This is a genomic window from Methylomonas albis (assembly GCF_014850955.1).
In the GTDB taxonomy this organism is placed as follows: domain Bacteria; phylum Pseudomonadota; class Gammaproteobacteria; order Methylococcales; family Methylomonadaceae; genus Methylomonas; species Methylomonas albis.
Genome location: NZ_JACXSS010000001.1, coordinates 617,996 through 631,356, shown reverse-complemented (window position 1 = coordinate 631,356; position 13,361 = coordinate 617,996). Strand labels below are relative to the sequence as shown.

The 13,361-nt window shown below is 52.2% G+C and carries 15 protein-coding genes; all 15 read left to right on the top strand.

Annotation, left to right across the window (positions count from 1 at the left end):
• Window positions 1–7: 7 nt before the first annotated feature.
• The 15 genes from EBA_RS03050 (at window position 8) to EBA_RS02980 (ending at window position 12,941) form a co-directional block, all read left to right on the top strand.
• Window positions 8–940: a chemotaxis protein CheV gene (locus EBA_RS03050; protein ID WP_192373152.1), complete on the top strand. Its 933-nt coding sequence runs from the start codon at window positions 8–10 to the stop codon at window positions 938–940.
• 38 nt (window positions 941–978) lie between these two features.
• A complete protein-coding gene (locus EBA_RS03045) occupies window positions 979–1,845 on the top strand; it encodes a CheR family methyltransferase (protein ID WP_192373150.1) in 867 nt (288 codons plus the stop codon).
• 176 nt (window positions 1,846–2,021) lie between these two features.
• The gene (gene flgB, locus EBA_RS03040; protein ID WP_192373148.1) at window positions 2,022–2,417 is read left to right on the top strand and encodes a flagellar basal body rod protein FlgB; all 396 of its coding nucleotides are present in this window, start codon (window positions 2,022–2,024) and stop codon (window positions 2,415–2,417) included.
• A 2-nt stretch (window positions 2,418–2,419) separates the two neighbouring features.
• Window positions 2,420–2,836, top strand: coding sequence for a flagellar basal body rod protein FlgC (flgC, locus tag EBA_RS03035; protein ID WP_192373146.1), 417 nt, complete (start codon window positions 2,420–2,422; stop codon window positions 2,834–2,836).
• Window positions 2,837–2,843: 7 nt separating this feature from the next.
• Window positions 2,844–3,524, top strand: a complete 681-nt coding sequence (locus tag EBA_RS03030; protein WP_192373144.1) for a flagellar hook assembly protein FlgD — start codon at window positions 2,844–2,846, stop codon at window positions 3,522–3,524.
• Window positions 3,525–3,537: 13 nt separating this feature from the next.
• Window positions 3,538–4,869: a flagellar hook protein FlgE gene (gene flgE / locus EBA_RS03025; protein ID WP_192373142.1), complete on the top strand. Its 1,332-nt coding sequence runs from the start codon at window positions 3,538–3,540 to the stop codon at window positions 4,867–4,869.
• A gap of 16 nt (window positions 4,870–4,885) precedes the next feature.
• Entirely contained in the window at window positions 4,886–5,629 is a 744-nt protein-coding gene (gene flgF, locus EBA_RS03020) for a flagellar basal-body rod protein FlgF (RefSeq protein ID WP_192373140.1), read from the top strand.
• Window positions 5,630–5,680: 51 nt separating this feature from the next.
• The gene (gene flgG / locus EBA_RS03015) at window positions 5,681–6,469 is read left to right on the top strand and encodes a flagellar basal-body rod protein FlgG (protein WP_192373138.1); all 789 of its coding nucleotides are present in this window, start codon (window positions 5,681–5,683) and stop codon (window positions 6,467–6,469) included.
• A 15-nt stretch (window positions 6,470–6,484) separates the two neighbouring features.
• Window positions 6,485–7,189, top strand: coding sequence for a flagellar basal body L-ring protein FlgH (gene flgH / locus EBA_RS03010; protein ID WP_192373135.1), 705 nt, complete (start codon window positions 6,485–6,487; stop codon window positions 7,187–7,189).
• Window positions 7,190–7,211: 22 nt separating this feature from the next.
• Window positions 7,212–8,300 (top strand): flagellar basal body P-ring protein FlgI, encoded by a 1,089-nt coding sequence (locus EBA_RS03005; RefSeq protein ID WP_192373133.1) that lies wholly within the window; start codon window positions 7,212–7,214, stop codon window positions 8,298–8,300.
• Between the two features lie 45 nt (window positions 8,301–8,345).
• Window positions 8,346–9,389: a flagellar assembly peptidoglycan hydrolase FlgJ gene (gene flgJ / locus EBA_RS03000; protein WP_192373131.1), complete on the top strand. Its 1,044-nt coding sequence runs from the start codon at window positions 8,346–8,348 to the stop codon at window positions 9,387–9,389.
• Window positions 9,390–9,398: 9 nt separating this feature from the next.
• Complete coding sequence (gene flgK, locus EBA_RS02995; RefSeq protein ID WP_192373129.1) at window positions 9,399–11,066, top strand: flagellar hook-associated protein FlgK; 1,668 nt, start codon at window positions 9,399–9,401, stop codon at window positions 11,064–11,066.
• 9 nt (window positions 11,067–11,075) lie between these two features.
• Complete coding sequence (flgL, locus tag EBA_RS02990; RefSeq protein ID WP_192373127.1) at window positions 11,076–11,984, top strand: flagellar hook-associated protein FlgL; 909 nt, start codon at window positions 11,076–11,078, stop codon at window positions 11,982–11,984.
• Between the two features lie 169 nt (window positions 11,985–12,153).
• The gene (locus EBA_RS02985; protein WP_192373124.1) at window positions 12,154–12,462 is read left to right on the top strand and encodes a hypothetical protein; all 309 of its coding nucleotides are present in this window, start codon (window positions 12,154–12,156) and stop codon (window positions 12,460–12,462) included.
• 200 nt (window positions 12,463–12,662) lie between these two features.
• The gene (locus EBA_RS02980) at window positions 12,663–12,941 is read left to right on the top strand and encodes a hypothetical protein (RefSeq protein WP_192373122.1); all 279 of its coding nucleotides are present in this window, start codon (window positions 12,663–12,665) and stop codon (window positions 12,939–12,941) included.
• Window positions 12,942–13,361: the final 420 nt, after the last annotated feature.

Genomic DNA, 13,361 nt, shown 5'->3' with positions numbered 1-13,361 from the left:
GGGTTTTATGGCCGGAGTCTTAGACGGAGTCGATCAGCGCACTAAACTGGCGGGGCACAACAGATTCGAACTTTTGTTGTTTAAACTGGTTAGTAAACAACGCTTTGGAATTAATGTTTTCAAAGTCCAGGAAGTAATTCAATGTCCACCCTTAACTCAGATCCCCAATTCTCATTCGGTGATTTGTGGGGTCGCGCACCTGCGCGGCAAAACCATTCCCGTACTTGATTTGTCGATGGCTATAGGCATGAGACCATTAGTACGCGACGCCGGCTGCTATGTCATTGTTACTGAATACAACCGCTCCATTCAAGGCTTTCTAGTTGGATCGGTGGACCGAATCATTAACATCGGCTGGGAGCAAGTAAAAGCTCCACCTACCGGCACCGGCAAAGAAAGTTACCTAACAGCGGTGACCGAAATCGACGGAGAACTGATAGAAGTCATCGACGTCGAAAAAGTAATGAAAGAAGTTATCGGCGGCCGCGAAGAAGCTTCCGCCGAAGTCATCGACATGGAAGTAACCAGCAAAAACGATCACATTTTGGTGGTGGATGATTCGTCGGTGGCTAGAAATCAGGTTAAACGCGTCTGTCAACAAATTGGCATCGAATGCACGCTATTAAAAGATGGCCAAGAAGCTTGGGATCATTTAAATGCGCTAGTCGCGGACGGCATCGATATTCAGGACAAATATTCAATGATCATTTCCGATGTGGAAATGCCGCGTATGGATGGCTACACGCTGGCCACCAAAATCAAGGCCGACCCCAATATGAAGAAAATCTATTTAATTTTGCATACTTCATTAAGCGGTGTGTTTAACACATCAATGGTACAGAAAGTCGGCGCTAACCAGTTTCTGGCCAAGTTTGATCCCGACTCACTAATGAACGCCATCCAACAGCAGCTCAAGCTTTATCATGCCGAGCATTCTTGATCGAAACACGCCACTCCGCCAGCCCCTAAAACCTAGACATGTTGAAGCAGGCTGAACCAGGTAGTACGACAGGTAAAGTTATTGACATTTCAGCCGCAGAGTATCAAGCCATACAACAGTTCCTCAGCCAAAGTTGCGGCATAGAGTTGGGTGATAGCAAACAATACCTGGTAAAGAGCAGATTGCTGCCCCTAATGAGCAAGTTTGAATTCTCAAGCTTTGCCGAATTGGCCAACGGCCTACAATCCGCTTCGTTTTCCGCGCCAAAATTAAAAAACGCGGTTATAGACGCCATGACCACCAATGAGACATTCTGGTTTCGGGATGAACGGCAATTCGCCGAGCTTAAAGACCACGTCTTACCCGGCTTGCTAAATAGTAAAAACGGCAACGTAAGAGTCTGGTCTGCTGCCTGCTCGTCGGGTCAGGAACCTTACTCGATAGGCATTTGTGCTCTGGAAGCCATCAGAGCTTCTGCAAAATCTCGCTCGGTGCAAATTATCGGCACGGACATTTCGGAAGCCATTCTCGAAGAGGCCAAAAAAGCGGTTTATTCGGAAGCCGCACTGTCACGCGGCATGGACAGCACCAATAAAGCCCGATACTTCCACAAAAATTACGACGGCTACTTACTTTCCCCAGAAGTCAGCCAGCTAGTGCGTTTTCAACAATTCAACCTACTTAAATCATTCACTGCGCTGGGCCGTTTTGACCTAATCTTTTGCCGCAACGTATTGATCTATTTCTCGGATCAAGTCAAACGCGACATCCTCACCCGTATGGCCGACAGCCTGGAACCAGGCGGCTATCTTTTTCTCAGCAGCACCGAAGCGATGCCGATAGGTTTGAACGGTTTTGAATTGGTTCGCTCCGGCTTAACCAGCTACTTCAAAAAAACCAATTAAGCCCTCGTCAGTTTATTGACGATGTCACTAAGCGGCAGCATTTTGCCGCCGCACCTGAAACACTCTTTTTTGACGCAGCCTCCATCCGTCAAAACCCCTATACAGATGAAATAAAAGCCTATTTATTTTATGGCACATTTACTGCTTTTAGGTTTAAAAACCCAAAGGTGGCAATTATGGCTATTAACTTCGACAGTGCCTTAGGCATACATCCGCAAGCGTTAGCACTACGCGAAAAGCGCAGCGAGATTCTGGCTTCAAACCTAGCCAACGCCGACACGCCTGATTACAAAGCCCGCGATCTGGACTTCAAATCGGTGTTTCAACAAGCCTTGGCCGGGGACAGCTCGGAACTGAAACGTAGCCAGCAAGGCCACCTGCCTAGTCAAAACAATGTACTGGGTGCCGACCTGCTCTACCGCAATCCGCAACAAGCCTCGCTAGACGGCAATACCGTCGAATCGCACATCGAGCAAGCCAAATACGCGGAAAATGCCGTGCAGTACGAAGCCAGTTTGCGCTTTATCAACAATAAGTTTTCCGGCCTGATGTCCGCCATTAAAGGAGAATAACCATGTCTTCATTTCGCATCTTCGACGTTGCCGGCAGCGGCATGAACGCGCAAAATCTGAGACTGAATCTGGTAGCCAGCAATATTTCCAATGCCAGCAGCGTCAGCAGCAGCATAGATCAGGTATACAAATCCCGCCAACCGGTATTTGCCGCCGAACTGAAAAACGCGATGGACAAAAACAGCACCGCCAGCGGCGTCAACGTGCTGGGCATCGTCGAAAACCAGGCGCCGCCGATGATGGAATATGCCCCAAATCATCCGCTGGCGGATGCAACCGGCTACATCTACAAATCCAACGTCAATACCGTGGAAGAAATGGCCAATATGATGTCCGCTTCCCGCTCCTACGAGAACAATGTAGAGGTGTTGAACACCGCTAAAAACCTGATTCTACAAACCCTGAAAATGGGACAGTGAGGCATTTATGACCAGCGCAATAGACACATTTAACAGCCTCGGCTTGGCCACTACCGGTTCCGGCACATCGAGCGGCGTGCAAAAACAAACCTTGGGGCAAGATCAGTTTCTGAAACTGCTAACCACGCAAATGACGCATCAGGACCCGATGAAACCCATGGACAACGGCGAATTTCTTGGCCAGATGGCTCAATTCAGCACCGTATCGGGCATTCAGGATTTACAGGCTTCGTTCAAAGAGTTTGCCAGCTCGCTCAGCTCCGACCAGGCCCTGCAAGCAGCGGGACTGGTCGGCCGCCATGTTTCGGCACCGGCTACGGAAGCGCTGCTTGGCGCGGGCGGCAGCGTCTCAGGTGATTTCGAAATGCCCAGCAGTTCCCAGAATGTCAGCGTCAAAATCATTGACCCGCAGACCGGCGCCACTATCCGCGAAATTGACATGGGCGCGCAAGCAGCCGGCACCACCACTTTTGAATGGGACGGCAAGGACAGCAATAATCAATTTGCCGACCCTGGCGTCTACAAAGTTCAAGCTGAAGCCAAAATCGACGGCGTCAATACGGTATTGGCCACCAACATTAAATCGCTGGTGAAAAGCGTGACAATGGGTAGCGGCAGTAGCGGTTTGCAAGTCAATCTGGACGGCGTCGGCACCGTAAAATTCAGTCAAATTAAACAAATCTTGTGAAGGAGAAGGCATCATGGCTTTTACAACAGCATTAAGCGGCTTAAACGCTGCATCCAACAACCTGGCGGTAACCGGCAACAATATTGCCAACGCCAACACTGTCGGCTTTAAAAAGTCGCGCTCCGAATTCGCCGATGTCTATGCGTCCAGTCTGGGCGGTGTTAGTAACACCACTGCCGGTGCCGGTGTCAAAGTCTCCAACGTCGCCCAACAATTCAATCAAGGCAGTTTGTCGTTCACCGACAACAATTTGGACCTGGCGATCAGCGGTGAAGGTTTCTTCACCATGGCGAAAAGCCCAACCGAAACCAATGACATCACTTATACCCGCTCCGGCGAATTCAAACTGGACAAGGATGGCTATCTGGTCAACAACCAAGGCAAATCGCTGATGGTTTACAAACCCAACGGCACTGCGGTGGCCGACGGTTTCAGTACCGGGGTGACGCAACCGGTGCAGATCAATACCCTCACCGGTCTACCCAGCGCCACAGACACCGTATCGTTAGCAGTGAACCTCAATGCCAACGATTCAGTTCCTACGGTGACGCCGTTCGACCCCACCAACAATAACTCCTACAACGCGCAAACCTCGGTGACTGTTTATGATTCGCTGGGCTCGCCGCATATTCTGTCTACATACTATGTAAAAGGCACCTCTACATCCTCCACTACGGACTGGAGCGTGTATCATTATATGGCCGAACCGGCCACCCCAACCGCCAGAACCTCGATCAACGCCGGCACCTACGGCACGACGGTTGCCGCCCCGGCGACTACGACCACGCTGCCAACACCAGCCGTAATGACTTTTGATTCCTCGGGTAAATTACAAACCCCGGCGTCCGGCCGTTTTGCGTTGAGTAATTACACGATACTACCGGCAACCGGCGCATCCCCTATCAAGGTAGGTACGATGGATTACTTCGGCTCCACCCAGGTTCAGGAAAAATTCAGCGTCAACACCATGACCCAAAACGGCTTGCCAGCCGGACGCTTGACCGGTATCGACATTGACGACGAAGGGGTGATATTTGCGCGTTTCAGCAACGGTGGTTCGCAAACCATGGGTAAGGTGGCATTGACTCGTTTCGCCAATACCAATGGCTTGGCCAAAATCGGCGACACCGCTTGGGGACAAAGCGCCAATTCCGGAGAACCGATACCCGGAGAAGCAGGTGCTAACAACTTTGGTCTGATTCAGGCCGGCGCATTAGAAAGTTCAAATGTCGAGTTGTCGGCACAATTAGTCAATCTAATCGTCGCCCAACAAAATTACCAAGCCAATGCCCAAACCATCACCACCGAAAATTCGATCATGCAGACCATCCTGCAAATTAGGTAATTAATGGGGAACCGTCATGGACCGTAGCCTTTATATTGCAATGAACGGCGCCAAGCAGACTTTGCTGGCGCAGGGCGCCAACGCCAATAATCTGGCCAACACCCAGACGACCGGCTTCAAGGCCGATTTCGAGCAATTTCGCGCGATGCCGGCCTTTGGTCCTGGCTACCCTTCTCGGGTTTATTCGATGACCGAACGCCCAGGCACCAACATGTCTAGCGGCAACATCCAAACCACCGGCCGCGACCTGGATGTCGCCGTTAACGGCCAGGGCTGGATCGCAGTGCGCAATACCGACGGCCAGGAAGCCTACACCCGTGCCGGTGACCTGCGCATCACGCCGGAAGGCTTGTTGCAAAACGGAGCCGGGCTTTCGGTACTCGGCGAAGGCGGCGAACCGATCACGATTCCACCCGCTCAAAAAATGGAAATCGGTACTGACGGCACCATTACCATCGTCCCACAAGGTGTCAATGCCACAAACAGCGTCATCGTCGAGCGCATCAAGCTGGTAAATCCCGATCCGGCCAATCTGGAAAAACGTGAAGACGGCTTGATGCATGCCAAACAAGCCGGCGCCATCCCGGCCGACGCCAACGTCAACCTGATTCCGGGCTCGTTGGAAGCCAGCAACGTCAATCCGATGGCGGCGATGGTGGAAATGATAGAACTATCCAGAAATTTCGAATTGCAAACCAAAGTGATGAAAAGCATTGACGACACTTCCGGCGCCAGCGCCAAGCTGATGCAAATGGCATAGTTTCTGCTTTACTCCTGATAAGACAAAAATTTGTCAGATCAGGAGAGCGTCATGACAGAAAGAGCATTATGGGTCGCAAAATCCGGTTTGGATGCCCAACAAACCCGCATGGCGGTTATTTCCAATAACCTGGCCAACGTCAATACCACCGGCTTCAAGAAAGCCAGACCAATATTCGCCGATTTGATGTATCAAAACGTCCGTCAGGCCGGCGCGCAGTCTACCCAAAACACCCAATTACCCACCGGCTTGCAGCTCGGCACTGGGGTACGCACGGTAGCTACCGAAAAACTGCACACCCAAGGCAATATTCTGCAAACCGGCAACTCGCTGGATATAGCGGTAAGCGGGCGCGGTTTTATGCAGATTTTAATGCCCAACGGCGACATCAATTACACCCGTGACGGCTCGTTCAAAATGGACTCCACTGGCCAAGTGGTAACCTCGAACGGCATGCCGCTGGAACCGGCCATCACCGTCCCGCAGGACGCTCTGAGTGTCACAATCGGCCAGGACGGCACGGTCTCGGTGACCCAACCCGGCACTGCGGCCGCCAATCAGATAGGACAGATCCAAATTGCCGACTTCATCAACACGGCCGGACTAGAGCCGATTGGCGACAACCTGTTCCGAGAAACCGTCGCCAGCGGCGCACCGATCATCGGCGCACCAGGCGAAAACGAGCTGGGCGGTTTAATCCAAGGCTCCTTGGAAACCTCGAACGTCAACGTCGTGGAAGAACTGGTCAATATGATAGAAACCCAGCGCGCTTACGAGATGAACTCCAAAGCCATTTCCACCACCGACCAAATGTTGTCCTTTGTCACCCAACAACTTTAATCTAGGACAAGGCTCATGAACAGATTCATTAAACGGCAAGCAGGCGGCAAAATTTTGCTGATAGCGGCAATCGCGTTAATGACCGGCTGCGATACTTTGCCGAGACGCGACCCCGATTTTGCCCCGGTACAACCCGCAGACCTACGCCCACCGCAACAAAGCAATGGCGCGATTTATCAGGCCGGCTACGACATGCGCTTATTCGAAGACCATGCCGCGCGCCGGGTTGGCGACATTTTGACGGTAACTTTCGATGAAAATACCTCAGCCACCAAACAAGCCAATTCCAAGGCCAGCAAAAACTCGGACATTAACATCAAAGGCACCGCCCCAACTCTATTTGGCGTAGCCAGCGAGGCCTTGCTTGGACATGACCTGTCGTCTTCATTTCAATACAGTACCGATCGCAGCACCGAAGGCAAAGGCGACGCCAAACAAAGCAACAAACTATCCGGCGACATCAGCGTCACTGTCGTGGACGTGTTGCCCAACGGCAATCTGCGGGTACGCGGCGAAAAACGCGTCACTTTAAACGACGGCAGCGAATACATTCGTCTGTCGGGCATCGTCCGCCCTATCGACATTAGCGTCGCCAATAAACTGTCCTCCAGCAAGGTTGCCGACGCCACCATTATGTACACCGGCGACGGCGCCTTGGCCGACAGTAACAAACCCGGCTGGATCTCGCGAATTCTTTCGAGCCCATTGTTTCCTTTCTAGCTGCGGCAGACGGAGAAATCTGATGAACAAAATACTCTTTTCAATAGCCCTGCTGCTATTGGCAAACACCGCGCAAGCCGAACGCATTAAAGACATAGCGTCCATCGCCGGTGTACGCAGTAACCAGCTCGTGGGTTACGGCTTGGTAACGGGCCTGGATAAAACCGGCGATAAAACCAAATTTACCGGCCAAAGCCTACGTAGCATGATGGGCAAATTGGGCCTAACCTTGCCGCCCGATACCGACCCAAAATCCAAAAACGTCGCACTGGTCAGCATTCACGCCGACCTGCCCGCTTTTGCCAAGCCCGGTCAAAAAATTGACGTCACGGCCTCATCAATAGGCGACGCCAAAAGCCTGCGCGGCGGATCGCTGTTGATGAGCCCCTTACGCGGTGCCGACGGCAATGTCTATGCGGTCGCACAAGGCAACTTGGTGGTGGGCGGGCTTAGCGCCGGCGGCCAGGATGGCTCGAAAATCACCGTCAATAATCCGCTGGTGGGCCGCGTACCTAACGGCGCCACGGTGGAACGGATCGTCCCCAGTTCTTTCGATCAAAGCGCGGACCTGGTATTTAATTTGAATTCCTCGGATTTCACCACCGCTCAGCGTATGGCGGATTCCATCAACAAAGCTTTAGGTGCCGAAACCGCGCAAGCCGTCGACGCCACCTCGGTCAGCGTCAGGGCGCCGGTCAACCCCAACCAACGGGTGGGCTTTGCCTCGGTTATCGAAAACCTGGAGCTAGCACCCGACGATGCGCCGGCCAAAGTGATTGTCAACTCCCGCACCGGCACGGTGATTATCAACAGCAAAGTCAGAGTACAGCCGGCAGCTGTGTCTCATGGCAGCTTGACCGTGACTATCAGCGAGAACCCACAAGTTAGCCAGCCCAACCCATTGTCAGGCGGCAGCACGGTTGTCACACCGCAATCCAATGTCTCGGTAAAAGAAGACAAGAACCATATGTTTGTCTTCAACCCCGGCGTATCCCTGGACGAAATAGTCCAAGCGGTGAATGGCGTCGGCGCCGGCCCCAGCGATTTGGTCGCCATCTTGGAAGCATTGAAATCCGCCGGCGCGCTCAGAGCCGAGTTGATAGTGATTTAAAGAACGTAACACAGCCGCCAATTGCATGAATTTTTGGAGATTCCCATGTTAAACGTAGACAGCGCTTCGGTTTATACCGACTTCAACGGCCTGGCGAAACTTAAACAAGGCGCCCGCGAGCAATCGCCCGAAGCCATCAAGGAAGTCGCCAAACAATTCGAGTCGGTGTTCTTAGGCATGATGATGAAAAACATGCGTCAAGCCAAATTGGCCGAGGGCATATTGGATAGCCAACAAACTCAGTTTTATCAAGACATGTACGACCAACAAATGTCTGTGCATTTGGCCGGCAAACCCGGCATCGGCTTTGCGGATTTAATTGCCAAACAATTGTCGCCCAAACAAAACGACGAGGAAAAAGACGACAAACTGACCGCTAACGATTTCTTGAATCGTGCTGCCGGCACTGGCGCTAGCACTAATCCCGACAATCACCAGTCCTTGCGCACCGGGGAAGCAGCGGAGGAGCAAATGCCGCTGGACGCTTCCGGCCTAAGTAGCCTGGAGCGTAGCTTGGCCCGTTTGGAACGCAGCCAAAAAACCCTGGCCGACCAATGGCAAACCCTGGACGATAAAGTACGGAACGATAACGATCAGCCGCTAACATCCAGACAGGAATTCGTTACCCAACTAAGGCCGCATGCCGAACAAGCCGCGCAAAGCCTGGGTGTGGATGCCAATGTGTTACTGGCTCAAGCGGCATTGGAAACCGGCTGGGGCCAAGGCATGGTTAAAAATGCCCAGGGCGATAACAGCTTTAATCTGTTCAACATCAAGGCGGATAAATCCTGGCAAGGCAAACAAGCCAAAACCATGACGCTTGAATACGCCGGTGGAGTCGCTAAAAAAGAAATGGCCGGCTTCCGGGCTTACGATTCCTACAAAGACAGCTTCGACGATTACGTGAACTTTATCAAAACCAATCCGCGTTATAGCGAAGCCTTGAAAAAAGCCGGCAACGCCGGACACTATTTACACGAACTGCAACAAGCCGGTTATGCCACCGATCCAAGGTATGCCGAAAAAGTAATGACTATCTACCAAAGCCAAACCGCGGCCCAGGTAGCAGCTCTAAAAAGCGCGGGTTAGGAGGCTACCATGGCCATTGGAATTCTCGGAAATGCATTATCGGGGCTGACGGCGTTCCAACGCTCGCTGGAAACCACCAGCAACAACATCAGCAACGCCAACACCGAAGGCTATAGCCGACAACGCACTGAACTGGCTACCCGCCCCGAGCAATTTACCGGCAACGGCTATATGGGTAACGGCGTCGAAGTTGCCAATATCACTCGCAGCTACGACCAATTCATCACCAATCAATTGCGCTCCAGCACCGCCACTTATAACGAGGTCAACAGCTTCTACACCTTGTCGTCGCAAGTCGATAATATTACTGCCGATGCAACCACCGGTCTGGCACCGGCCATGAAAAGCTTTTTCGATGCAATAGACGGTGTCGCCAACGATCCCAGCTCGGTGGCCGCCCGCCAAGTCATGTTGACCGAAGCCGAATCCTTGACTCAACAGTTCAACACCATGAGCGAGCGCTTCGGCGACTTGCGGAAACGCGTCAACGACAATGTCACCAGTGCGGTTCAAGAACTCAATGGTTACGCAAAAACACTGGCCGAACTAAATGTGAAGATCGTATCGGACATAGGCCGTTCATCCGGCAAGCAAATGCCCAACGAATTAATGGATCAGCGCGATCTGTTGTTGACTAAAATCGCCGAAAAAGCCGATGTTTCCTATGTCAGCCAGAGCGATGGCTCATACAACGTGTTTATCGGCAAAGGCCAGCCTTTGGTGCTAGGCAGTGCGGCTTCGACACTGTCGGTGGTGGGTGATAGCAACGACGTCAATCAAAAGCTGATCATGCTGAATGGCCAAGATATTTCCAGCCAACTATCCGGCGGCGAACTATCCGGCAACCTGCGCTTTCGAGATCAAGTGCTGGACCCCGCGCAACAGCAGCTGGGCTTGCTGGCTACCGGACTGGCGACCGAATTTAACAATATTCATAAAGCCGGCTACGACATCAACGGCAATACCAATGTAGATTTTTTTGATTTGAATTCGCCCACCCCGCAAGTTAAAGCAACGGTTAGCGATAGCAATCTGGTGGTTTCCAGCGCGTTTGTGTCGCCGACATCGGCATCCGGCTTGGGGGCATCCTACAGACTGGACGTTACGGCAACCTTACCGGCGACCACTTTCAGCCTAACCAATTTAAGCGACAATACCACTACGGCCGGCTTAAGCGCCGCCACTCTAGCGACCACCGCCGCGACTAACGGTTTTAGCATCAGCTTTAGCGGCGGTTCGCTGACTACTGGCGATTCCTTCCAAATCAGCCCCAACTTTAATGCCGCCGCCAAAATAAAACTTAACTCGGCCATCACCAATCCAAGGCAAATCGCCGCCGCCAGCGCCACCGGCCTAACCGGCGACAACAGTAATGCACTGAAACTGGCCAATCTGGAAACCCAAGCAAAAATGTTCGGCGGCAAAGCCAGCTTTACCCAAGTCTATGGTCAAATGATCTCCGACGTCGGCTCGCAAACCCATGCAGCTTCGGTCGGCCGCACCGCCCAGGAAACATTGCTGAAGCAAGCCAGCAGTGCTAAAGAAAGCGTATCCGGCGTCAACCTGGATGAAGAGGCAGCCAATCTCATCAATTTTCAAAATTCGTATCAGGCAGCAGCCAAAGCCGTTTCGGTGGCCAACTCGCTGTTCGACACCCTGATCGGCGCATTCCGCTAGGAGATTATTATGCGCATTTCAACTTCATGGAATAGTCAGCTCGGCGTTAACGCGATGTTGGATCAACAAGCCAAACTCAGCGAGACTCAGCTAAAACTATCGTCCGGCAAGAAATACCTAAGCCCTGCCGAAAATGCGGTCGCCGCCACCAGCATGATAGACCTGGATTACAACATAAAGGAAAACCAGCAATACCAGGTCAATATCGGCGCGGCCCGGCAAAGACTGAGCCTGGAAGAATCCGGACTGGATAATGCGGGTAACGTTCTGCACAGAATCAGGGAATTGACCGTACAAGGCTTGAACGACAGCAACACCGCCACCAACCGCAAGCAAATCGCATTGGAAATCGACGAATTGAACAAGCAATTGTTAAGCATCGCCAATACCAAAAATGCCAACGGCGAGTATATTTTTTCCGGGTACAAAACCGACCAGGCCGCTTTTACCGACACCCCGGCCTACGCCTATCAAGGTGACGCGAACCAACGCAGTATCGCCATAGGGCCCAGCCGACAAGTCACCGACGGCGACCCCGGCGAGTCGGTATTCGGCAGTATTCAAGCAGCGCCGCTGACGGCCGGCAGCATCAGCAATGTTTTTCAAGCAGTCGCACAAATATCCGCTGATTTAAAAGCCAACACCCCTAATAAAAACTCGTTGAACGACATGGATACGGCGCTGGTGCGCTTCGACACCATTCGCGCATCGGCCGGCGCCCGCTTGAACGCCTTGGACGATCAGGAAAATTTAAACGCCGACTACATCCTCGACAACAAATCCACCGCCTCGGACATAGGTGATCTGGATTACGCAGACGCCTTGAGCAAATTTAATCTGCAACAAGTATCGCTGCAAGCGGCGCAGCAGGCCTATACCAAGGTGCAAAACCTGTCTTTGTTTAACTACATTTCCTAAGTTTTTGGCGCGAGGCTTTAGGTAGGCTACGTGAGCGCTTGGTTGGCCCGCATCACTTTCCGGTGTTAAGATTCTTAACGTGCGTACGCCGCAGACCGCAATAAAACAGCGGCGCTATGCCGGCCAATCGAATCGATTTAACGTCGGAAGGAATGAAATGGCAAAAACCATGAGTTGGCACCGCATCACGCTCTCGCGCCAGGAGTACGAGTCCGGCGAAGCTCACGTCTTGATGGGCGCATTCCGAGCAGCTTACATAGCCAGAAACGGCCCCGCAGGCATGTCGATGTTCGGCGGCTGGTCCGACGATGGCACGGCCTTTCTGGTTTACACCACACCGGGTTCGGTACGGCACATCACGCCGCTGTTGGACGCCTATTCTGCCCGTCAAATCGCGATGCCCGATCCGTCCGGTCTGTCTTTGATTTATGGGGACGAGTCGGGTTTCTCCTCATTCGCGATAGGATTTGAAGCCTAATGCCGCCGCTGATTAACCAGGCCGGGTAGCTGACAGGCGTTGTAATGTGGACTATAAGATAATCCAATTTATAAGAAGGAGGTAAATGACAGTAAGGTCGGGGTTAGAGTAGCGCAAGATCAATTGAGTCTGACCCTATTGATTCTCGGGGCTCCCGAGTTGTACTAATGTGAAATAACTATTTAACTAAAGGAACGATTATGTTGCAGATCAAATTTAAGAAAATGAGAGGGATGGTATGTCTTTTCGTACTATCGTCGCTCTTAACTCCAACATTAACTCAAGCAGACTCAACAATCGTGCTGGCCGCAGCGGAAACCGGGTCGGTAGCCGCGAGACAAGCCGCGGATCAAAAGGCGGCGCTGGCAAAAAAGGCTGCGGAGCGAGCCGCAAAGAAAGCTGCCGAGACACCAACGCCTGCTGATACCAAAACGCCTAGTGAAACCGCGGCACCTGTTACTGAGCAAAAGGATAAATAATTGGTTAGCAAAAACCAGTGGGGGCCTACCCCATTGGTTTCGACTACTCGCTGCAATAGCTCAAAGCGCCACGGTGCATATAGTTTTATATCGAGACAGATTTTTCGCTTCAAGTAACTGTTGAACAAATTGATCATTTTGGCCGGGCGGTAGAATTTAGTACTGCACGGCCCGTATCCTGGGCGGAAATCCCCCCATACGTCACCAAAGTTAATCCGTGGCTAGACCAGACAATCTTGTTCAGGCACATGAATTTGAACCATCGTTTCGATAGAACGGCACACTGGCGGTCTCAGATCGACCCGTTGCGGACAGCCCCCGATTTCTGGTGAACGACTAATTTAGCCCTTACAGTAGCCTGTTGATCCCGGCAGTTTGTTCACAATTTCAAGGTGGCTGTAGGGCGGATAAGCGTAGCGT